Below are 20,155 nucleotides of genomic sequence, written 5' to 3'. Positions count from 1 at the left end.
GGGTCGTGGACCTGGCGGCATGGCGGTTCAGCTACGGAGATGGCGGGCTGGACGCGAACCGGCTCGCGGGGCAGAAGGCGGTGGCCCGGCGGCGGTCGGCTTGACCCCAGATGCCAGGCAATCGATGGATTTGGCGGCGAGGCGGCGGCAAGAGGTCCGGCGGAAGACATTGCTTCCATGCAGTGAGAGCTTTAACTTCCTCGATTAGGAAACTTTCTTTCCTGGTGGAGGATTTATGCGTGCATGGACACGCCGTCTCGTTGCGGTGGCTACTCTGGCCGCCGTGGGCGCGACGGTTGCAGCTACACCGGCGCAAGCGACCGGCAAGTCATACGTCAAGGTCGGGTACTTCACGCAGTGGGGGATCTACGGCCGGGACTTCCAGCTCAGCAAGGTTCAGAACTCCGGGGCGGCCCAGCGGCTGACCCACCTCAACTACGCCTTCGGGCCGGTGACGGCCGACGGGCTCTGCGTGAGCGCGGACCCGTGGGCGGACTGGGGGACCTCGTTCGACGACGCGCACAGTGTGGACGGCGTCGGGGATGTGGCCGGGCAGCCGATCGCCGGCAACCTCAACCAGTTGGCCGAGCTCAAGAAGAAGAACCCGAAGCTGCGGGTGCTGATCTCGCTGGGCGGGTGGAGCGGGTCCGCGTACTTCTCGGACGCGGCCCTGACCGACGCCTCGCGCAAGAAGCTCGTCAGCTCCTGCCTTGATCTGTGGATCAAGGGCAACCTGCCGGGTCTGCCGGCGGGGGCGGGGGCCGGGATCTTCGACGGTGTCGACCTCGACTGGGAATGGCCGGGGTCGGAGGGCAACGCCGGCAACGTGATCCGGCCCGAGGACAAGCGGAACTTCACGCTGCTCACGGCCGAGTTCCGGGCTCAGCTCGACCGGCTGAGCAGGACTACCAGGCACCGGTACGACCTGACGGCCTTCCTGCCCGCGGCCCCGGCCAAGATCGCGGCCGGGTTCGAGGGCGACAAGATCTTCAAGTACCTCGACTTCGGCACGGTGCAGGGCTACGACTTCCACGGCTCGTGGGAGACCCGTACGAACCAGCAGTCGGCCCTCTTCGTGCCGAAGAACGCGCCGGACAACCCCGATTTCTCCGTCGACGTCGCCATCAACGCGTGGATCAAAGCCGGAGCGCCGAGGAAGGATCTGGTTCTGGGCCTGCCCTACTACAGCCAGGGCTGGACCGGGGTCACGCAGAAGGGCAACGGCCTGTTCGCACCGGCGACCGGCCCGGCGCCCGGAGTCTTCGCCGCCGGCACCGAGGACTACAAGACGGTCAAGACGAAAGAAGGCTTCAAGCTCTACCGTGATCTGCGAGCCGGCCACGCCTGGCTGTTCGACGGCACGACGTTCTGGACCTACGACGACCCGGCCCAGATGATCCAGAAGGCGCTCTACATCCGGGCCAAGGGCCTGGGCGGCGCGATGATGTGGTCACTCGACGGCGATGACGACAACGCGTCACTCACCAAGGCGGTGCACGCCGGCCTGAAATAAAGCCGCCCACGGTAAGCCGTTCGGCGCACGCCCGAAACCGCTCGGCGCACGGTGATCGCCCGGTTTGATCCCTCCTCGTTAGCGTGACGTACAGCACAAGCGCTGACGAGGAGGTTCGGGCGATGGCGGAGCCTGAAACAAAGCGGAGCGACCGCAGTCCCTGGAACTGGCTGCTGCTCATCCCGATCGTGGTCCCGGTCCTGACCTTCGTCTACAACCGGGACGAGCCGCGGCTGTTCGGCTTCCCGGCGTTCTACTGGATCCAGTTCCTGTTCATCCTGGTCGGTGTGGGCACCACGACGCTCGTCTACCAGATGTCCAAGCGGGGGCGGCGGCCATGAGCGACCACATCACCGAGATCGTCGTCTTCACGATCCTGTTCTTGCTGGTCAGCGGCATGGGCTTCGTGGCCGCGCGCTGGCGGGCGCCCAAGGACATGGGCCACCTCGACGAGTGGGGCCTGGGCGGGCGCAACTTCGGCGGGTGGATCACCTGGTTCCTCGTCGGCGGTGACCTTTACACGGCGTACACGTTCGTGGCCGTACCCGCCCTGATCTTCGGGGCCGGCGCGGCCGGGTTCTTCGCGGTTCCGTACACCATCATCATCTATCCGATGTTCTTCCTGATCCTGATCAGGCTCTGGTCGGTGTCGCACCGGCACGGCTTCGTGACCCCGGCCGACTTCGTGCGCACCCGGTTCGACTCGCCGACGCTGGCGCTGCTCGTCGCGATCACCGGGATCGTGGCCACCATGCCGTACATCGCCCTACAGCTCGTCGGCATCGAAGCGGTGCTCAAGACGATGGGCGTGACCGGCGACAGTCTGCTCGCACGGCATGCGCCCATCATCATCGCGTTCGCGATCCTGGCCGCGTACACCTATCAGTCGGGTCTGAGGGCGCCCGCCCTCATCGCCTTCGTCAAAGACACCCTGATCTACATCGTGATTCTGGTGGCGGTCATCTACCTGCCGACGAAGCTGGGCGGGTGGGGCAGCATCTTCGACGCGGCCGAGGCGAAATTCGAGGCGAGCCCGTCGGCCACCGACGGGATCACGCTCAACATGAACAATCAGGTCCAGTACGTGACGCTGGCCCTCGGCTCGGCGCTGGCCCTGTTCCTCTACCCGCACAGCATCACCGGCGTGCTGGCCAGCAAGAACCGCAACGTCATCAAGCGGAACATGTCGGCCCTGCCCGCCTACAGCTTCCTGCTCGGCCTGCTCGCGCTGCTCGGCTACGCGGCCATCGCGTCCGGCGTCAAGCCGCTGCCGGGCGCCACCCAGGGCACGGTGGACAGCAACACCGTCGTACCGCTGCTGTTCGACATGCAGTTCCCGGCCTGGTTCGCCGGTGTCGCGTTCGCCGCGATCGGGATCGGCGCCCTCGTCCCGGCCGCGATCATGTCGATCGCCGCGGCCAACCTGTTCACCCGCAACATCTACAAGGAGTACCTGCGCAAGGACGCGTCGCACGCCGACGAGGCCCGCGTCTCGAAGATCACCTCACTGGTGGTGAAGGTCGGCGCGGTCGCCTGCATCGTCTTCCTCGACCCCCAGTTCTCCATCGACCTGCAGCTCATCGGCGGTGTGATCATCCTGCAGACCGCCCCCGCGGTGGCCCTGGGCCTGTTCACCCGCTGGCTGCACCGCGGCGCCCTGATCGCCGGCTGGGTCGTGGGCATGGGCCTGTCGATGTGGATGCTGTGGCAGATCCCGAACCCGGCCACGAAACGCGCCCACTTCGGCGGCTCCGCGTTCCCGCTCTCCGAATTCGGCTTCGACACCAAGCGCACCATCTACGTCGGATTCGTCACGGTCATCGTCAATCTGCTGATCGCGGTCATCGTCACGCTGATCCTGCGGGCCACCAAGACGCCGGCCGGTGTCGACGGCACCACACAGGACGACTACTTCGCCGACGAGGGCGACCCGCGCATCGACCGCGACCTGACCGCCGTCGAAACGCCGTCGTCCACCTGAACCGGCCCGCTCCCGGGTCAAGAAAGCGCCGCGCCTTCCCCCGAGGGCGCGGCGCTTTCGCCATGATGTCCGGGTGACGGATTGGGTGCAGTGGCATGCCGAGTACGAGATTCCGGGCTCCTCGCTGGCCCGCCGGCTAAGTGTCGTGCAGGAACACATCCGGGCGGTTCTGCCGTCGCAGCCGCGCGTCATCAGCATGTGCGCCGGTGACGGTCGTGACGTGTTGCCCCTGCTACCGCCGGACGCGTCGGGCATTCTGGTGGAACTCGATCCGTCGCTGTCGCGACAGGCGGAGGCGCAGGCCGCGCGGTTGGGCTTGCGGCATTTGGCGGTACGCAATGAGGACGCCGGCCGCATTGACGCGTACCTCTCGGCCGCTCCCGCTTCCCTGGTGCTGGCCTGCGGTGTCTTCGGGAATGTGAGCGACGACGACGTCCGCCGGACAATCGAGGCCTTGCCGACCCTGCTGGACGAAGGCGGTCACGTCATCTGGACCCGGGCCGGCGCGTCGGCGGCTTTCGTGCGCGAGTGCTTCGCAGCTTCCGGCTTCGAGGAGGTCGCCTTCACCGAGCCCGCCGACGCCAAATTCCGGGTCGGCACGCACCGGTTGTCGGCGGACCCCCGGCCCCCGATTCCCGGCACGCGCCTCTTCGACTTCGTGAACTAGTCGTCCGTGTAGAGGCAGAACGGATGCCCGGCCGGATCGAGCATCACCCGCACCGTCTCCTGAGGCTGATAGCCGGCCTCCTCGGCCCCCACCGAAATGGCGTGGGCCACCGCCTCCTCGAGATCGTCCACCTCGATCTCCAGGTGCATCGACATCTGCGGCTTACCGGCCTCGGCCGGCCACACGGGCCGTACGTATTGCTTCTCGGTCTGAAACCCGAGGTTGTACCCGGCATCCTCGGACGGTGCGACCGCCCCGCCCAGCCCATTGTCCGCCGGAAAGAACTTCCAGCCGAGCAGCCGAGCATAGAAGCGCCCCAGCTCCACCCCGTCCGGCGCATCCAGGGTCACGCCCCACCACTGCTTACGGCTCCTGAGCGCCACCCTGCGGCTCCCTTCTGCTTTCCGCTGCCACCCTCCATTCAATCCGGAGAACCGCCCCAGCGCGACCGGATCAGCTGTGTGCTGATTCCCCTTGCAAACGAAGATCATCAATGGTAGAGCAGGCTCGCCGCTAAAGATCAATTCCCGGCAAGAATATAAACGTCCTATGTAGTACGCAGACGGGATAGGCCATATGGCCATTCCTAACATCTGCCGTCGAACAGGAACGACGAGCAACTCGGCGCTTCTGGCGGTGATGAGCTCGGCCGGGCGCTCATCCAACCCCTCGGCGCGCCGACCGGGTCGGTACAAACCTACATTGAAGTTTCTTTCAAGCTCGGGGACACCAAATTTCCAGCCGGGCTTATTCGAGTGACCCGCGGGCAGCGTGAGTGGAAGTGAAGACCGGCGACAACGACCTGCACCTGGACATCGCGCGGGAGCCGTCACGCAGAAGGAGTATCGCGGCGTCGCCGACCCCGATCAGGCTGATCCGCTCGAGTCGATGCTCTCCGCCATCGACGACTTCTACGAGCAGGTCATTCAGAACTTGAAGCCGTGGATGCCGGCGCCGCCCAAGCTTCGCTCCCCGGAGGAGGTCATCGAGACCGAGCCGGTTGCCGCCGCGCTGATGTCGACGGCGATCTCTTCGCAGGACGGGCCGCAGGCGCAGGAGGGTGCGGGCCAGGTCAGCGCCTCGTAGCGGGTTCCCCTACGGTCGAAGCATGATCGATAGGCGGGCTCGGGTCGCGACGTCGGCGGTCTTTGCGGCGCACGGGGCGGTGACCGGGACGTTCGCGGCCCGGGTGCCGTGGGTGGCCGACCACGTGGGGGTGGGGCCCGGCGGGCTCGGGCTGGCCCTGCTCATGCCGGGGGTGGGGGCGCTGCTCGCCATGCCGCTGTCGGGGCGGCTCGTGCACCGGTTCGATCTGCGGTCCCTCGTACGCGTCCTGATGCTCTGCTGGTGTGCGGCCCTTCTGCTGCCGGCGCTGCCGTCGTCGCTGTGGCTTCTGTGTCTGTGCCTGGTGGTGTACGGGGCGGCGGCGGGGGTGGCCGACGTGGCCATGAACGCGCATGCGGTCCTGGTCGAGGAGCGGTACGGGCGTTCGGTCATGTCCGGTTTTCACGGCTGGTGGAGCATCGGCGGGCTGGCCGGGTCGGCGCTGGCCGTGTTCGCCGCCCGCGAAGGGCTGTCGGCGCCTGCCCACTTCCTGATCACCGTGGCCGCTCTGTTCGTGGTCGTGCTGGTCGCGTCGAGGTGGCTCATCCCGCATCGGCCGGCCCCGGGGACGGAGGAGCCGCCCGCGTTCGCGCTGCCCACCGGCCGGGTGCTGACGATCGGCCTGATCGGGCTGTGCGCGGTCTTCGCCGAGGGGGCGAGCCTCGACTGGGCCGCCGTCTACGTCCGGGACCTGCTGCACCATCCGGCGGCCACCGCGGCCGCGACCGTCTCGGTCTTCTCGGTCTGCATGGCCGCGGCGCGTTTCGGCGGGGACTGGGTGGTGCGCCGGCTCGGCCCGGTGGCCACGGTACGGATCTCCGGCGTGTGCGCGACCGTGGGCGCTCTGACCGTTGTGCTGGCCGAGCCGGTCGCGTTGGTCATTGCCGGTTTCGGGTTGCTCGGCATCGGTATCGCCGTCGTGGTGCCGCTCGTTTTCGCGGCCGCCGCCCGCACCGAGAGCAGCCCGGGCAAGGGCATCGCCGGGGTGGCCGGCATCGCGTACGGCAGTGGCCTGATCGCCCCCGGCATCATCGGCGGCATCGCCCATTTGTCGTCGCTGACGGTATCGTTCGCCGTCATTGTCGGCCTGATGGTGCTCATGACGCTGGGCGCGCGCGTACTCCGGTCATCGCAGCCGCAGCTCCAGTAACTTCGCCACATCCAGGGCCCGGCTGCGCGCCTTTCCCGAGGCCTCGACCGTCCACAGTTCGGACAGCACGCCCATCACATATCCCCACGCGACCACCCGATCCACCGGCGCGAACTCCGACAATTGCTCGATCCGGGCCGGCACCAGATCGAGCAGGGCCGGGTCGCGCCGCTCCGGGTCGAGGTTGTAAAGCATCGCCCCGCAGTCGAAAACCGGGTCCCCGATCCGGGGCGACGGGTCGATCGCGAGCCACGGCTCCCGCTCGGCCTTCAACACATTGCCGTGGTGCAGATCGCCGTGCAGCACCACTTCCCGCGGCGCGTCCGCGCACAAATCGTCGAACAACTCGGCCGCCCGCTCCACCATTCGCCGTGGGATCGGCCCGGCCGCCGGATAACGCTCGAACGCCCCACGGAGACTGCGCAAATGCGGCAAAGAACAACTGCTTGGCGGTACGCGGTGAAGCGCTCGCGCCGCCGACATGAGTGCCGCGGTGGCCTCCGCGTCGTCGGCCAGCCGCGCGACGGGCGTACCGGGCCTGGCCTGCTCGATCAGCAACGCACCGCGAGCCGCATCCTCGGCCAGGAGCCGCACGGCGCCGCGGCCGTCGAAGATTCGCAGCGCCTCGGCCTCCTCGCCGAGATGCCCGTCCGGGACCCCGAGTTTCAGCACGGAGCCCTGTTTCGTCGAGGCGACCCAATGAAACGTCATCGGGTGAAGCTCATCGATGACCAGGCCCCACTCGGCGCAGATCTCCTCGATCAGCTTCGGCAGGCCGTCAAGCCACTGCTCCCCGTCCGCGCCCCAGTTCTCGACGATGTTCCGCCGGAAACTCACTGCGCGTCGGCCGTGATCTCGCGCGCTTCCTGCGCCGTTCGCCGCAGCCCGACCCAGCCCTGCGTCTCGGACAGCTCGAGCTGCTTCACCGCCTGCACGAAAAGGGCCTCCCGCTCCGGCGTCGCGTAGTCACCGACCCGGTGCTGATAGCGCGCCCATTCCGCTTCCAGCTGCACCATCGTCTCGATGTAGCGGATCCAGTTGTCGTGCCACCGGAAAAGCGTCCGCAGCCCGGTCAGCACCACCACCAGTCCACCCAGGACGGCCGGCACCCGCGCGTCATCCGTGAACGCCACACTCGCCGAAATGGCCGCCGCGAACACGATCAGCAGTGTCTCGGAAATCTGATACGCCCGCCGAGCGGTCCGCGAATACTTCAGGTACCTCTCCCGCGCAACCCGGTACACCTCGGCCGCGCTGACGTCCCCGTCCCCTTGCGTCATGCGCAACAGTATCCATCGCCGATCCGCCCCCAAATCGCCCGGCCGCCACCGTTTCAGGAAGTCTTTCGTCCGGAACCGGGGTTAGCGTGCGGGCATGGCTGACTTCAAAGGTGACCTGCGCGGCTCGCGGTTTCGGCATGTCGATCTGAGTGGCTCGGAGATGCGGCACGTCGATCTGGCCGGCAGCCGGTTGTGGGGGGTCAATTTCTACGACGTGGTCATGCGCGGCGTCTACCTAGGCAAAGTCGACATCAACGGCGAGATCGAAAGCCTGGTGATCAACGGGGTCGACGTGGCCCCGTACGTCCAGGCCGAAATGGACCGCCGCGAACCCGAACGGGTCAAGATGCGCCCCTCCGATCCCGCCGGATTCCGCGAAGCGTGGGATCTGGTCGAGCTCCGCTGGGCCGAGACGGTCGAGCGCGCCCGCCGCCTGCCCGAGGCGCGGCTGCACGAGTCGGTCGACGGCGAGTGGTCGTTCATCGAGACGCTGCGGCATCTGGCCTTCGCCTCCGAGTCGTGGGTGACGCGGGCCATGCTGGGCGAGCCGTCCCCGTGGCATCCGCTCTCGCTGCCCTGGGACGGCATGGAGGACACCCCGGGCGTGCCCCGTGACCGCACCGCCCGCCCCACCCTCGACGAGGCGCTAACGCTGCGCCTCGACCGCATGGCCACCGTCCGCCGCGTCCTCGGCAACCTCACCGACGACCAGCTGGCCGCCGACACCAAACCCGTCGAGGGCCTCGGGTGGCCGCCGCCCAACGAGACCTTCCCCGTACGGGAGTGCCTGCTCACGGTCCTCAACGAGGAGTGGGAGCACCGCCGTTACGCGGAACGCGACCTGGCTGTCCTGGAATCGCGAGCATGAACGATTCCCGCCCGGTAGCTCTGGTGACAGGCGTCGGCCGTACGGTCGGGATCGGCGCCGGTATCGCCCGGCAGCTGGCCGCCTCCGGCTGGGACGTCGCCTTCACCTACTGGCACGCCTACGACGAACGCATGCCCTGGGGCCCCGAGGCCGGCGCGGCCGAAGCCATCGCCGACAGCCTGCCCGGCCGCAGCGCCGCCATCGAGGCCGACCTCACCGGCGTCGCCGCCCCGGCCGCGATCTACGACGAGGCCGAACGCCGCCTCGGCCCGGTCACCGCCCTGGTCATGTGCCACTGCGAGTCGGTCGACTCGGGCCTGCTCGACACCACCGTCGAAAGCTTCGACCGTCACTTCGCGGTCAACGCCCGCGCCACCTGGCTGCTCATCCGCGAGCACGCCCTGCGCTACCGCGGCGCGTCCGGCGACGGCCGGATCATCGCCCTGACCAGCGACCACACGGTCGGCAACCTGCCGTACGGAGCCAGCAAGGGCGCCCTGGACCGCATCACCCTGACCGCCGCCCGCGAGCTTGCCGGCCGGGGCATCACCGCCAACGTCATCAACCCGGGCCCGATCGACACCGGCTGGATGACCGACGAGATCCGGTCGATGGGCATCGCGCAGACCCCGCTGGGCCGCCTCGGCACCCCGCAGGACACCGCCCACCTGGTCGATTTCCTCTGCTCACCCCAGGGCGGCTGGATCAACGGCCAGCTCCTGCTGAGCAACGGCGGCTTCGCGTAGCCAAACCCCACCCGAACGAATGATCCAAGCCTGGGGAAGGTTGATGTGGATCACGCCGAGACCGTAGGTTCTTCGATCGATGACGCTCGGTCCGGTCCAACAAAATAGGGGGAAAGCGGCCTGACGGCGACTTCCCCCCACTACGCTCGAAGGATATCCCGCCTTGGCCTTGGTCGACAAGCCGTACGACCACGGCGTGCACAAGAGGTTGCTCGACTACTACTCCCGGTCTACACCGTGGAATCGCCAGCTCTGGCGCCTCAGTTCGGTGCTGGAGATCAGGGAGCTACTCGAGGCCAACAGGGCGCGCCACGAGGGTGTTCTATCGGAATCCTCGGTCAAGTACCTCAGTGACGGGCTGATTCGCCGAATTCGAAGGGATGTGGGCTTCGGGTCGGAGAAACAGCGCGGGATCATAGTCGGTGCTATCAGCCGGAAACTTGAGCCGGAAAGCCATGACGCCTACGTCTTGGGCCTGCTCGCCGATCAAGCCGACGAGTCCTACCTCCAAAACTGGGCCGACGCGGTGCGTGCCGGCCAACCCAGCCCAGAGGTCGTTTCGCGGGCAGTCGGAGGTTCCCTTCTGGACGCCGGATTCAGTGCCGAGTTCCTTCACAAATGGTGGACCTTCCACGGGCGTCACGCGCCCGGCTCGACCGGGATAGGTGACGTGATCGAGGAAGCGGTCCGGCTCGCTCGCCGTCCAGCGGTGCGCTACACCGTTCTGGTTCCACTCGTTTCCAGTCCTCCGCTGCCGAGCCCGGCCGTTAAGGGTGTCGAGGCATCGGACAACTGGCTGGACGCCACCAGCGTGTCCGACTGGCTGGCGCAATGGGTGCCCGAGGTCAAGCCGCTTCGTCAGGCAGGCGGCTTGATCGTCGACATCGAAGCCCGCGACGTGCCCGCGGCCGTGAACAAGGCGGCGACCATGGTCGCGAGACTGGAGGCTCGGTTTCGAGTCGGCGCGCGCCGGCAACTGAAGTTTCTCGACGAACTCTTCATCATCGGCGAGGATGTCGCGCTGCCGTACGCCCTTCCACCTCGTCGTGTGGAGGTTCACGCTCTGCAGAAGACCAGCGCCGTCTTCGACCTTGACCTTTCCGCCGAGGTCAGTTCGGCCCTCGAACTGCTCGAACCGCTTGATCTCGGCACCCCGGCCGCCGCCGTCGCCGGAAGTTGGGCCGCCATCGAGGCACTCTTCGTCGGCCCCGGGGATGGCCGGAATCGCGTCACCGCAGCAACCCGCATGGCGCGCATTGTGGCATGTAGTTACGTAAGAGCTGAACTGACGACTCTGGCGAACGCATATTCGGTCGAATGCGACGACGCGCTGGCGGGAGAAATACGGCGGCTTCAGGAAAACATCGACCGTGCTCGCACGTTCGAGGATGCGCTCAAGACAGGAAGGATCTCCACCTTCTCCCGGACCCGTCACCGCCTGGCGCTGCACCGCATGCAATCCCTTATCGCGGAGCCGGCGGACATACTGCCGAAGATCGTGTGTCAGTTGGAAGACTCGTTCCGTCGGCTTTACCGGCAGAAGAATCTGATTCTCCATGCCGGAGATCTGACTTCCATCGCGTTGGCCGGCACGCTGCGCACCACCGCACCGCTCGTAGGTGCGGGAATCGACCGAATCGTGCATGCCAGCGCGGTCGGTGCGGCCTCTCCCCTCCAAGTCGCGGCGACGGCCGAGGTCAATCTAGAACGGGTGGTCGAAGGAGATACGCGCCTTGTCGAGCTTCTCGGCTGACAGGCGGCTCAGCGCCGTCGTCAGGCGCCGGACGAGTCGGCCCGTAAAACCGGAATCAGTTGCCCTCCCCCACTCGCGAAGATGACGGGCGAGTGGGGTCGGGGTGACGGCGTCAGCGCAAGTGGGACGTCTCGTTGACCGAACGGACGGCGAGGTTGCCGTCGGGCCAGATGTCCAGGGTGGAGATGCCGGCGGCGTCCAGGAAGAGGCGGTGCAGGAAGGCGTCGGAGGCGGCCAGGGCGTCCCGCAGGATCAGCTTGATCGGGGTCACGTGGGAGACCAGGACGATCACGCCGCCGGAGTGGGAGTCCAGGATGGTGCGCAGGGCGGTCTGGACGCGCTTGGCCACGGTGTCGAAGGACTCGCCGCCGGGCGGGGCGACCGACGGTGCGGCCAGCCAGGCTTTCATCTCGGCCGGCCAGCGCTCGTTGACCTCGGCGAAGGTCAGGCCCTCCCAGTCGCCGAAATCGCATTCGATCAGGTCGGGGACGACGGTCACGGGGACGCCGCCGACTTCGGCTGAGATCAATTCGGCGGTACGCATGCAGCGGCTCAACGGTGAGCTGACGATGGCCGTGACGTCGCGGGAGATGCCGGCCACCCGGCCGCCGGCGGCCATGGCCTGGGCCTGGCCCTCGTCGGAGAGCGGGACGTCGCCGCGACCGGAGTAGCGTCCCTGCTTGGTCAGGGCGGTCTCGCCGTGCCGGACCAGGATCAGCCGGGTGGCGTCGTCCAGCGAAGGCGGCGCCCAGGAGCGGGGCGCCGATCCGCCAAAAACCGAAGAATCGGAAATGTCCGAAGCGGCGGGGGATGAAGCGACGGACGACGGAGCGGCAACAAGATCCTCGGCCAGCACTTCCCGCACCGGCTTGCCGGCGGCCTCGTCCATCGCACGATTGGCCAGCGCGTCCGCCGCCTTATTACGCTCGCGCGGGATCCACTCGAAGGAAACCCGCTCGAAGCGCGCCACCAACTCCGCGGCCGAAGCGGCCAGCGGCCGGAGCCCGGCGTTCTTGATCTGCCACCGCCCGGACATCTGCTCGACCACGAGTTTCGAGTCCATCCGTACGTCGACCTCGGTCGCGTTCAATTCCAGCGCCGCACGCAGACCCTCGACCAGACCCGTGTACTCGGCGACGTTGTTCGTGGTCACGCCGAGCGCTCCGTACCGCTCCACCAGCACCTCGCCCGAGGGGTGGGCGCGGACCACCGAGCCGTAGCCGGCCGGGCCGGGGTTGCCCCGCGAGCCGCCGTCGGCTTCGACCGAGACGCGCAGGCTCACAGGCCGGACTCCTTGGTGCGGACCATGATGCGGCGGCACTCCTCACAGCGTACGACCTCATCCGGCGCCGCCGCCTTGACCCGCGCCAGGTCGGCGCCGTAGAGCTCGATGCGGCAGCCGCCGCAGCGGCCCGACTGGAAGAGGGCCGCACCCAGACCCGAGTCGGTGCGGATCTTGTCGTAGAGGGTGACCAGGTCGGCCGGCAGGTCGGCGGCGAGCGGGCCGCGCGAGGACTGCTTGAACTCCTGCTCCTTGGTGATGTCGGCCAGGGCCTCGTCGCGGCGGGCCTCGGCCTCGGCGCGGCGGGAGAGAGCAGCCGTCAGACGGCCCTGCACAGCGGTCAGCGCCGAGTCGGCCGCTTCCTTCTGCTCCATCAGCTCGAGCTCGGCGTCCTCGAGCTCGGACTGGCGCCGGTTGAGCGTGGCCAGCTCGTGCTGCAGGCCCTCGATCTCCCGCAGGGCGCCGCCGGCGTCGAGGCGTTTCTGGTCGCGGTCCTTGCGGATGCGTACCTGCTCGATGTCCTTCTCGAAGCGGCTGATGTCCCGCTCGAGGTCGTCCACCGCGACCTGGGCGCGGACGCGCTCGTCCTCCAGCGCGGAGAGCTCGCGGGCCACCGCGTCGATCTCGGCGATCTCCGGCAGCGTCTTGCGCTTGTGCGCGAGCTGGGCCAGGGCGGTGTCGACGGCCTGCAGGTCGAGCAGGCGGCGCTGGGCTTCCGGGGAGGCCTTCACGGCTGGGGCTCCTTCGTTCGAAACAGGGTCCAGGGGTCCGTGTCCAGGTCGGACACGACGACGTCGAAGCCGAACTCGCCGCGCAGCCACGCCGCGACGTCGTCGAGCCAGGGACGTTCCGTCGCCCAGTGGGCGACGTCGATCAGCGCCGGGCCTTCCGCGGCGAGGTGCTCGCTCGCGGGATGATGGCGAAGATCAGCGCAAAGGTACGCGTCGACGCCGGCTCGCGCCGCTTCGGTCAGGAAGGTGTCACCCGCACCACCGCAAACGGCCAGGGTCCGTACGATCCGGGCGGGGTCGCCGGCCGAGCGGACACCGGCCGCCGTGGTGGGCAGGCGCGCAGCGACAAAGCCGGTGAGCTCGGACAAATCCAGCGGCGGGTCGAGGACGCCGATCCGGCCCAGGCCCCGGCCGTCCTCCTGCGGAACCAGCGGCCGCAGATCACGCAGATCGAGACGGGCGGCCAGCGCATCCGACACGCCGGGATTGGCCACGTCGGCGTTGGTGTGCGCGACGTACAGGGACACGTCGGCCCGGATCAACCGGTGGATGATCCGGCCCTTGTACGTGTCCGGCGCGATCGACGACACCGGCTTGAGCAGCAGCGGGTGGTGGGCGACGATCAGGTCGGCGCCCACGGCGATCGCCTGCTCGGCCGTCTCCGGCACGCAGTCGACCACGCACAGGACCCGCCGCACCGGGTGCGCGAAGTCGCCCAGCACCATGCCGACCTTGTCCCAGGACTCCGCCCAATCGCGTGGATAGCGCCGGTCGAGGGCATCTATCACGTCCCGGACGGTGGGTACGGCGGCAGTGTCGGTCACGGCCGACAACTCTATCGGGCGTGGGGTGCTAGCCGACCACGCCGGGCTCAACCCGGCTGCCGCTCATCGTCACCGGGTTGCTGACCGCCTGCAGGGCCCGCCGCCACGGGAACTGCCCGCGGAACCGATCGGTCTGGCCGGGGCCGCCGAGCCGGCACACATCCTCGCCGTACAGCACGTGCACGCCCCAGTCGCGGAGCCGGGCCAGGCTCTGGTGCAGGGCGGGGTGCAGGGCCATGACGTTGTTGGTGTACGGGACCACGGCCGTCGGCACGCCGTAGCCGTAGCCCTCGATGAGCAGGCCGAGGACGAGCGTGTCGGTGATCCCGGCGGCCCACTTGTTGACGGTGTTGACCGTCGCGGGCGCGACGATCATCGCGTCCGCCCCGGGCAGCATGTCGGGGTCGCCGGGGCTCTTGTAATGGGTGCGCACCGGATGACCGGTCTGGGCCTGCAGCGCCTCCACGTCGACGAACTTGCGGCCGTCGGGCGTGGTGATCACGCAGACCTCCCAGCCTTCCTGCTGGGCCAGCGTGACCAGGACGCCGACGTCGCGCGCCATGGGAGACCCACAGACCAGGACATACAGCACGCCGGGGGCGGGGTTGCCGATCGTCACCTGCGGACCACCCTCATACGCCGACTCCCATCTGCTCGGCCAGCTCCGCGATCGGAGCCGGTGGCGTGCCCCGCGTCCGGCGGAGCACGTCGGAAAGGACTTCGTGGGCGAGCGGGCGGCAGCGGATCTCGGACGGGGCGAGCCGGTCGCCCTCGAGGAGCATCTCGCTGGCCTTCTCGATGTTGCCGATCTGGGTGTAGCCGCGGGCGATGTCCAGGAAGTGGTGCGCCCGGCGCTCCGGCAGCATGGCGTTGAAGCCGACCACGTCGATCTTCTCGTGCGTGTCGACCGCCGTACGCCCGTCACCCAGCTCGACGGCCGTCGCGCAGCGGTGCAGCTGCACGTTGGTCGGCCCGAAGCTGGTCCAGTAGTGGTTGAAGTCGCCGCCGAGCTCCAGCGACGCCTGCTCGGCGCCGCAGAGCAGGTCGCGCACGGTCGCGCTGTCGCCGATCCGGGCCGCCGCCATGGCCCCGTTGAGCAGCAACATCCCGTACACCGACAGCCGCTCGCCCTGACCGTTGATCCTCTCGAAGCTGGGCGCCAGCCGGTTGGCGATGTTGACGTTGACCTCGAGCGCCGGGCGGACCCGGCCCAGGGCCAGCAGCGCGCTGCCCACGCGGTAGGACGCCAGCCCGGCCAGGAGCTGGTCGCCGGCCCGCTGGGAGACGGCGATCGACCGGTCGGCCGCGAGCCAGGAGAGCTCGTGCTCCCCCACCTTGCGCAGCGCCGACGAGGCGATCTGATAGACCTGCCCGAGCAGGTGGGCGGCGTCCTTGGCCTCCGAGCCGGTGGCGTAGGCGCTGTCCGCCGCCTGGGCGTCGCGCAGCAGCTTGGGCAGCATCCTCGCCAGGACGCCGTACTTCGCGTGCTGATAGGTCAGCCACGCGTGGCTGACCGCCTTGCGCATCTCGGTCAGCGGCGGCGAGTGCGGCACCGCCTGGAAGAACGCGCTCATCTGGTCATAGCGCTCCAGGGCGGCGCGGATCTCCTCCACTTCGACCTGATCGATGCAGTTCTGAGTCTCGGGCCGCCGCTCCACGTCCTTGCCCAGCAGCAGCTGGACGTCCACCTGCAGGACGTCGGCGATCTCGTAGACGACGGAGAACTTGTCGAGCCGGCGGACGCCTCGTTCCACCTTGTCGACCCAGCTCTTGGACTTGCCCAACCTGTCCGCGAAGACCTGTTGGGACATCTTGCGCCGGCCGCGCCAATAGGCGACGCGGCGGCCGATCGGCAGCTCGTCCACGGTGCCTCCCCCGACTCGCCCGGCGACCCCCGCCGGCGAGCCCTTGTGTCATCTGCAGTGTGGACCCTCCACGTGTGCCAACGTCGCACAGCGTGTGTGATCGCCTGCTCACCGATGCTCGTAGTTTTGATGCAACTTGCAAAGGGTGGATCTGCCGGAAACAACGATGCGTGTCGCGCTTGGATACGGCACGCGAAGCTGATAAGGCACCGGCCCACCCAGATCGGGGGTTATCGAGCCATGCAGTGGACCGTCAGTCGGCCGTTCGTACCACCGGCACTGCTCGATCTCCTCGATCGGGCCCGCCTGCGACGGGCCGCTTTGCGGTACGCCGAACAGGGCTGGGCGGTCCTTCCCGGGCCCACGCCGCAGGTCTTGCGGCTGGCCACCGGGCGGCTCTTCGACGTGCTGGAGGTGCCGGCGGCGCTCGGGCTGCGCGTGCTCGGCACGGCCCGGCTGCACACCGGAGTGTTGGGAGTGGAGCGGGCCGACGCCCGCGGCCCGGTCGCGGTGACGGCGGCCGGGCGGTGGATGTTCCTCGTACGGCCCGGCGTCCCCCTGCGGTCCGAGTTGGATCAACGGCTCGACGTCGTACGCCACGGGGCCGGCTCGTGGGTGCCGGCGGCGCCCAGCCGCATGCCGGAGGGACCCGTCCGGTGGGCCGTGCCCCCGGAGCGGGCGCAGTGGTGGCTGCCCGACGCCGAGGTCGTGCAGAACCTGCTGGTGGACGCGCTCGGCACGCTTCCGGAGCGGCACGTCACGGTCCCCAGGCAAATGTCCACCACCCGTCGCGGTTCTTAGCCATGATGGGTAACCACCCTAGTCCCGTGACGAGGGCAGGAGAAGTCACTCGTTAGGGTGCTTTCGCGATTTGGCACGTACGTGGATCCGCGCGCCCTGCCGGTCGAAGATCGTCAGGAACTCGACGGCCTGGCCCTCGGCGCTGCCGAACCAGTGCGGCACCCGGGTGTCGAACTCGGCCGCCTCGCCCGGTGGGAGCACCAGATCGTGCTCGCCCAGGATCAGCCGCAGCCGGCCGCTGAGCACGTACAGCCACTCGTACCCCTCGTGGGTCTTGGGCTCGGGCTCCTGGCGGGAGCCGGCCGGGATGAGGTGCTTGAACGCCTGCGCGCCGCCGGGGTTCCGGGAGAGCGGGACGATCGTCTGGCCGAACGCGCTGATCGGCCGCGCGTAGACCCGGGGGTCACCGGTCGGCGGGGCCCCGACCAGCTCGTCCAGGGGCACGCGGTGGGCCCGGGCCAGCGGCAGGAGCAGTTCGAGGGTGGCCTTGCGCTGGCCCGACTCCAGCCGGGACAGGGTGCTGACCGAGATGCCGGTGGTGTCGGAGAGCGCGGTCAGCGTGATCCCGGACTTCTTGCGCAGCTGCCGGAGCCGCGGGCCGACCTCCTTGAGGACGTCGTCGTTGTTTGCCGTCATGGCAAAGATGTTTCCGCATTTCGGCACGGTGGGGCCACCATCGGGCCATGACCTACGACGTGATTGTTATCGGGGGCGGCCCGGCCGGCCTCAGCGGCGCGGTGGCCCTGGGACGGGCGTTGCGCTCGGTGCTGGTGATCGATTCCGGGGCGCCGCGGAACGCGCCCGCGGACGGCATCCACAACTTCCTCACCCGGGACGGGATGACCCCGGCGGAGTTCCACGCGGCGGGCCGGGCCGAGGTGGCTCGTTACGGCGGCGAGGTGATCGAGGGCGAGGTGGTCTCGGTCCGGCCCGGCTTCGAGGTACGCCTGGCCGACGGGACGGTGCACGAGGGGCGCCGGCTGCTGATCACCACCGGTCTGGCCGACCGGCTGCCGGACATTCCGGGCCTGGCCGAGCGGTGGGGGTCGACGGTGCTGCACTGCCCCTACTGCCACGGCTACGAAGTTCGAGGTCAGGCGATCGGCGTGTTCGGCGACGCGGAGAAGGTACGCCTCTGGCGCCAGTGGAGCAAGGACGTCATGGCCCTGGCTGTGGACGACGTCGCCGCTGTGGAAAACGGCGGCGTGCGGCTCAAGGACGGTAGCTTCGTGGCACGCGACTACCTCGTCGTGACGACCAGAGTGGAGGCGCGAGGTGGATTCCTCGAGGAGATCGGGCTCAAGCCGGTCGAGCACCCCATGGGCATCGGCACCTACGTCCCGGCGATCGACCCGACGGGCCGCACCGAGGTCCCCGGCGTCTGGGTGGCCGGCAACGTGGCCGACCCGATGGCCCAGGTGATCACCTCGGCCGCGGCCGGCCTGATGGCCGGCGCAATGATCAACGTCGACCTGCTGCCCCCGGTGGCTCAGGAGGATCAGCAGGACAGTTCGCGGTAAGCGGTGATCACAGCGTCGGTCCGGTCGGCCAGCTCCGGGCCGGTGGTGGCCATCGGCACGCCCGGGGCCAGCCCGGCCAGCGTCAGCTCGGCCTGCCGGGCGGTGTCGCCGATGTGCCGCTCCCGCAGCAGCGACTCCTGGGCCAGGGCGGTCCGGTCGAGGCTGCGCAGGATCCGGTTGACCTCCCGGCCGGCCTCGCGCCACAGGTGCTCGGCGTGGTCACGCTGCTCGGTCAGGGCGGCCACGGCGGGGCTCGGCCCCGGCAACCCTTCCGGCCGTACGGAGGCGAGCCCGGCCCGCACGCGGCGGAGCTCCTGCCGGCGGACCAGCAGGGTCGCCAGGTCGTCCAGAGCCCGGGTCAGCGAGTGGTCGGCGGCGTCGTCGACCAGACCGGGCAGCGCCGGCCAGGCCCGGCGCACACGGCGGGCGACGCGGACAGCCCGCTGGAAGACGGCCCGCTCCTCGGCATCGAGCAGCACCCGGCCGCCCGGCCCGCGAGGCGGCTCGAACGACGTGGCCGAAGCGGCCCGGGCGAGGCGCCGCCAGACGGTGGCGACGGTCGCCACCGAGGCCGCGGCCGGCAGCCACCACGGCACGCCGGCCGCCGCGACCAGGGCCGTCAGGAAGATCAGGGGCAGGGCCAGGCGGCAGGCGAAGGAAGTGCGCTCCTCGCGGGTGGCGCCGCTGGCGGCCACCGGCAGCATCTCGACGACCGAGCCGGACCGGTGGCGGGAGGCGAGGCCGGCACTCAGCCGCAACGGCCGGTGACTGACGACGATCTTCTCGGCGTCGATGCCGACGTGCAGTTCGCCACTCATCGGCACTCCTTCGCTCGTGATCTCGTTCGTCCGGGCGGGCCCGACCGCCAGGGGGAAACCGGTCGGGGCCCGCCCGCCGCCGGGGATCCCCCCGCCGGCACCCTCAGCAATCGGTGGCCGCGCCCCCTGCTTGAGAAGCCCTTCGGGTGCCACTCGGTTGTTGTCCGCCCCGCTGTGACCGCTACTCGAAGAGACGGAAGATGAAGCGCTGGTCCCAGGGTTTGCGTTCGTCATCCACCTCGATGGCCTCGAAGACCTTGAGATATGCCCGAAAGGTCGCATTGCCCAGGGCCAGCCGGAGCGCGTCGGCGTGGATCCAGGCCAACTCGAGCGGGCGCGGATCGCCGGCGGCCAGGCAGTCACGCAGCGCGGCCAGGTCGTAGGCGTAGAAGGGTCCGTACCCGAACGCCCCGGCCAGACGTCTCTGCAGGTCGGCCTCGTCGAGCACGAACCGGCCGTCGATGAACACCTTCACGCCGTACCTCCCCCGGCCTTTGAAACGAATCACGGCGGGCGGGCGGAGCGGGGGCGGGCGGGCATGTCCCCCGACGGTGATCGATGTAGCCTCGCCGGGTGGATGCGGTCGATCTGGTGCTGCGCAAGTTCGACGGGCGGCCGCACCGGCAGGTGACCGCGCGCCTGCTCGGCGAGGACGAGTACGGGACGTGGCTGTCCACCCCGCGCGGCACCGTCGTCACCTACCACTACGGCACCCGCCCGACCGGCCGCACCAGGGCCGACGCGGTCCGGCTGATCCCGGCCGGGAGCTGGTGGATGGCGATGTTCCTGGCCGAGCCCGACCCCCGCGAGATGTACTGCGACATCATCACCCCGGCCCGGTGGACCGCCCCGGCCGAGATCACCGTCGTCGACCTCGACATCGACCTGATCCGCTACCGCCGCGGCAAACGGGTCCAGATCGAGGACGAAGACGAGTTCGAACAACACCGCGCCGAGCTCAACTACCCACCCGAAATCGTCGAAGGCGCCCGCGCCGGCGCCGCCTCACTGCACGAGGCCCTGCTCCTCGACCGCGAGCCCTTCGCCACCCACTACCGAAGCTGGCTCACCACCGCCCGCGGCGCCCGCGCCGCCCGCGGCCCCCGCCGCCGCCCGGCCTGATCGAGCGCGCTGCCTTCCCGCCTTCCCGGGCCTTCCCGCCTCCCCGCGCCTCCCCGCCTCCCCGCGCCTCCCCGCCTCCCCGCGCCTCCCCGCCTCCCCGCGCCTCCCCGCCTCCCCGCGCCTCCCCGCC

General features: G+C 69.2%; 23 protein-coding genes. 12 read left to right on the top strand and 11 right to left on the bottom strand.

Annotated features, from left to right (window positions below; translation table 11 throughout):
• Positions 1-283 precede the first annotated feature (283 nt).
• The 4 genes from AB0J66_RS27550 to AB0J66_RS27535 all read left to right on the top strand — a co-directional run bounded on the left by AB0J66_RS27550 (position 284) and on the right by AB0J66_RS27535 (position 4,161).
• Positions 284-1,513 carry a glycoside hydrolase family 18 protein gene (locus AB0J66_RS27550; RefSeq protein WP_364666283.1) on the top strand — a complete coding sequence of 410 codons (1,230 nt, stop codon included), beginning with the start codon at positions 284-286 and terminating at the stop codon, positions 1,511-1,513.
• Between the two features lie 122 nt (positions 1,514-1,635).
• Positions 1,636-1,854: a DUF3311 domain-containing protein gene (locus AB0J66_RS27545; RefSeq protein ID WP_364666280.1), complete on the top strand. Its 219-nt coding sequence runs from the start codon at positions 1,636-1,638 to the stop codon at positions 1,852-1,854.
• Positions 1,851-3,494 carry a monocarboxylate uptake permease MctP gene (gene mctP, locus AB0J66_RS27540; protein WP_364666278.1) on the top strand — a complete coding sequence of 548 codons (1,644 nt, stop codon included), beginning with the start codon at positions 1,851-1,853 and terminating at the stop codon, positions 3,492-3,494. The genes AB0J66_RS27545 and mctP overlap by 4 nt, the downstream gene beginning before the upstream one ends.
• Positions 3,495-3,567: 73 nt before the next feature.
• Complete coding sequence (locus AB0J66_RS27535; RefSeq protein ID WP_364666275.1) at positions 3,568-4,161, top strand: class I SAM-dependent methyltransferase; 594 nt, start codon at positions 3,568-3,570, stop codon at positions 4,159-4,161.
• Here the strand turns inward: AB0J66_RS27535 and AB0J66_RS27530 are convergent.
• Complete coding sequence (locus tag AB0J66_RS27530; RefSeq protein ID WP_364666272.1) at positions 4,158-4,544, bottom strand: VOC family protein; 387 nt, start codon at positions 4,542-4,544, stop codon at positions 4,158-4,160. The two genes, AB0J66_RS27535 and AB0J66_RS27530, sit on opposite strands and share 4 nt — an antisense overlap.
• Before the next feature lie 505 nt (positions 4,545-5,049).
• On the opposite strand from AB0J66_RS27530, the gene AB0J66_RS27525 reads away from it, so the two are divergent.
• Both AB0J66_RS27525 and AB0J66_RS27520 read left to right on the top strand, forming a co-directional pair.
• Positions 5,050-5,247 carry a hypothetical protein gene (locus AB0J66_RS27525; protein ID WP_364666269.1) on the top strand — a complete coding sequence of 66 codons (198 nt, stop codon included), beginning with the start codon at positions 5,050-5,052 and terminating at the stop codon, positions 5,245-5,247.
• A gap of 22 nt (positions 5,248-5,269) precedes the next feature.
• On the top strand, positions 5,270-6,415 hold the full coding sequence (locus AB0J66_RS27520; protein WP_364666266.1) for an MFS transporter: 1,146 nt from the start codon (positions 5,270-5,272) through the stop codon (positions 6,413-6,415).
• On the opposite strand, the gene AB0J66_RS27515 is transcribed toward AB0J66_RS27520, so the two are convergent.
• Both AB0J66_RS27515 and AB0J66_RS27510 read right to left on the bottom strand, forming a co-directional pair.
• A complete protein-coding gene (locus AB0J66_RS27515) occupies positions 6,392-7,087 on the bottom strand; it encodes an aminoglycoside phosphotransferase family protein (protein WP_364666263.1) in 696 nt (231 codons plus the stop codon). The two genes, AB0J66_RS27520 and AB0J66_RS27515, sit on opposite strands and share 24 nt — an antisense overlap.
• A gap of 161 nt (positions 7,088-7,248) precedes the next feature.
• Positions 7,249-7,695 (bottom strand): DUF4231 domain-containing protein, encoded by a 447-nt coding sequence (locus AB0J66_RS27510; RefSeq protein WP_364666260.1) that lies wholly within the window; start codon positions 7,693-7,695, stop codon positions 7,249-7,251.
• A 94-nt stretch (positions 7,696-7,789) separates the two neighbouring features.
• Between AB0J66_RS27510 and AB0J66_RS27505 the strand changes: the two genes are divergently transcribed.
• The 3 genes from AB0J66_RS27505 (at position 7,790) to AB0J66_RS27495 (ending at position 11,062) form a co-directional block, all read left to right on the top strand.
• Positions 7,790-8,563 (top strand): DinB family protein, encoded by a 774-nt coding sequence (locus AB0J66_RS27505; protein WP_364666257.1) that lies wholly within the window; start codon positions 7,790-7,792, stop codon positions 8,561-8,563.
• A complete protein-coding gene (locus AB0J66_RS27500; RefSeq protein ID WP_364666255.1) occupies positions 8,560-9,309 on the top strand; it encodes an SDR family oxidoreductase in 750 nt (249 codons plus the stop codon). Before AB0J66_RS27505 ends, AB0J66_RS27500 begins: the two co-directional genes overlap by 4 nt.
• A gap of 163 nt (positions 9,310-9,472) precedes the next feature.
• The gene (locus AB0J66_RS27495) at positions 9,473-11,062 is read left to right on the top strand and encodes a hypothetical protein (protein WP_364666252.1); all 1,590 of its coding nucleotides are present in this window, start codon (positions 9,473-9,475) and stop codon (positions 11,060-11,062) included.
• Between the two features lie 112 nt (positions 11,063-11,174).
• Here AB0J66_RS27495 and AB0J66_RS27490 read toward each other — a convergent pair whose 3' ends face one another.
• Genes AB0J66_RS27490 through AB0J66_RS27470 form a run of 5 tightly spaced genes read right to left on the bottom strand, consistent with a single transcriptional unit; the run spans position 11,175 to position 15,764 of the window.
• Positions 11,175-12,344, bottom strand: a complete 1,170-nt coding sequence (locus tag AB0J66_RS27490) for a bifunctional RNase H/acid phosphatase (protein ID WP_364666250.1) — start codon at positions 12,342-12,344, stop codon at positions 11,175-11,177.
• Positions 12,341-13,075 (bottom strand): C4-type zinc ribbon domain-containing protein, encoded by a 735-nt coding sequence (locus tag AB0J66_RS27485; RefSeq protein WP_364666247.1) that lies wholly within the window; start codon positions 13,073-13,075, stop codon positions 12,341-12,343. Before AB0J66_RS27485 ends, AB0J66_RS27490 begins: the two co-directional genes overlap by 4 nt.
• Complete coding sequence (locus AB0J66_RS27480; RefSeq protein WP_364666244.1) at positions 13,072-13,899, bottom strand: Nif3-like dinuclear metal center hexameric protein; 828 nt, start codon at positions 13,897-13,899, stop codon at positions 13,072-13,074. The genes AB0J66_RS27485 and AB0J66_RS27480 overlap by 4 nt, the downstream gene beginning before the upstream one ends.
• A gap of 28 nt (positions 13,900-13,927) precedes the next feature.
• A complete protein-coding gene (locus AB0J66_RS27475; RefSeq protein WP_364666240.1) occupies positions 13,928-14,518 on the bottom strand; it encodes a flavoprotein in 591 nt (196 codons plus the stop codon).
• A gap of 13 nt (positions 14,519-14,531) precedes the next feature.
• Positions 14,532-15,764, bottom strand: coding sequence for a helix-turn-helix domain-containing protein (locus AB0J66_RS27470; protein ID WP_364666238.1), 1,233 nt, complete (start codon positions 15,762-15,764; stop codon positions 14,532-14,534).
• 240 nt (positions 15,765-16,004) lie between these two features.
• Here AB0J66_RS27470 and AB0J66_RS27465 point away from each other — a divergent pair, with 240 nt between their 5' ends.
• Entirely contained in the window at positions 16,005-16,565 is a 561-nt protein-coding gene (locus AB0J66_RS27465; protein WP_364666236.1) for a DNA primase, read from the top strand.
• 45 nt (positions 16,566-16,610) lie between these two features.
• On the opposite strand, the gene AB0J66_RS27460 is transcribed toward AB0J66_RS27465, so the two are convergent.
• Complete coding sequence (locus AB0J66_RS27460; RefSeq protein ID WP_364666233.1) at positions 16,611-17,201, bottom strand: XRE family transcriptional regulator; 591 nt, start codon at positions 17,199-17,201, stop codon at positions 16,611-16,613.
• 47 nt (positions 17,202-17,248) lie between these two features.
• Between AB0J66_RS27460 and AB0J66_RS27455 the strand changes: the two genes are divergently transcribed.
• Positions 17,249-18,085, top strand: coding sequence for an NAD(P)/FAD-dependent oxidoreductase (locus AB0J66_RS27455; protein WP_364666230.1), 837 nt, complete (start codon positions 17,249-17,251; stop codon positions 18,083-18,085).
• Here the strand turns inward: AB0J66_RS27455 and AB0J66_RS27450 are convergent.
• On the bottom strand, positions 18,064-18,903 hold the full coding sequence (locus AB0J66_RS27450) for a hypothetical protein (RefSeq protein ID WP_364666228.1): 840 nt from the start codon (positions 18,901-18,903) through the stop codon (positions 18,064-18,066). The genes AB0J66_RS27455 and AB0J66_RS27450 overlap by 22 nt on opposite strands.
• 181 nt (positions 18,904-19,084) lie before the next feature.
• A complete protein-coding gene (locus tag AB0J66_RS27445; protein ID WP_364666225.1) occupies positions 19,085-19,378 on the bottom strand; it encodes a barstar family protein in 294 nt (97 codons plus the stop codon).
• 98 nt (positions 19,379-19,476) lie between these two features.
• On the opposite strand from AB0J66_RS27445, the gene AB0J66_RS27440 reads away from it, so the two are divergent.
• Positions 19,477-20,025: a DUF402 domain-containing protein gene (locus AB0J66_RS27440; RefSeq protein ID WP_364666222.1), complete on the top strand. Its 549-nt coding sequence runs from the start codon at positions 19,477-19,479 to the stop codon at positions 20,023-20,025.
• Positions 20,026-20,155 lie beyond the last annotated feature (130 nt).

Origin of the sequence: Actinoplanes sp. NPDC049598, assembly GCF_040675435.1 — a bacterium.
In the GTDB taxonomy this organism is placed as follows: Bacteria; Actinomycetota; Actinomycetes; order Mycobacteriales; family Micromonosporaceae; genus Actinoplanes.
The sequence above is the reverse complement of the archived record's forward strand: the minus strand, read 5'-3'. Positions and strand labels throughout refer to the sequence as shown.

Excerpts from the sequence above, each read along its gene's own strand:
- AB0J66_RS27505 (WP_364666257.1), top strand. The coding sequence starts at position 7,790 with ATGGCTGACTTCAAAGGTGACCTGCGCGGCTCGCGGTTTCGGCATGTC.
- AB0J66_RS27525 (WP_364666269.1), top strand. The coding sequence starts at position 5,050 with ATGCTCTCCGCCATCGACGACTTCTACGAGCAGGTCATTCAGAACTTG.
- AB0J66_RS27500 (WP_364666255.1), top strand. The coding sequence starts at position 8,560 with ATGAACGATTCCCGCCCGGTAGCTCTGGTGACAGGCGTCGGCCGTACG.
- AB0J66_RS27545 (WP_364666280.1), top strand. The coding sequence starts at position 1,636 with ATGGCGGAGCCTGAAACAAAGCGGAGCGACCGCAGTCCCTGGAACTGG.
- AB0J66_RS27450 (WP_364666228.1), bottom strand. The coding sequence starts at position 18,903 with ATGAGTGGCGAACTGCACGTCGGCATCGACGCCGAGAAGATCGTCGTC.
- AB0J66_RS27520 (WP_364666266.1), top strand. The coding sequence starts at position 5,270 with ATGATCGATAGGCGGGCTCGGGTCGCGACGTCGGCGGTCTTTGCGGCG.
- AB0J66_RS27510 (WP_364666260.1), bottom strand. The coding sequence starts at position 7,695 with ATGACGCAAGGGGACGGGGACGTCAGCGCGGCCGAGGTGTACCGGGTT.
- AB0J66_RS27465 (WP_364666236.1), top strand. The coding sequence starts at position 16,005 with ATGCAGTGGACCGTCAGTCGGCCGTTCGTACCACCGGCACTGCTCGAT.
- AB0J66_RS27460 (WP_364666233.1), bottom strand. The coding sequence starts at position 17,201 with ATGACGGCAAACAACGACGACGTCCTCAAGGAGGTCGGCCCGCGGCTC.
- mctP (WP_364666278.1), top strand. The coding sequence starts at position 1,851 with ATGAGCGACCACATCACCGAGATCGTCGTCTTCACGATCCTGTTCTTG.
- AB0J66_RS27455 (WP_364666230.1), top strand. The coding sequence starts at position 17,249 with ATGACCTACGACGTGATTGTTATCGGGGGCGGCCCGGCCGGCCTCAGC.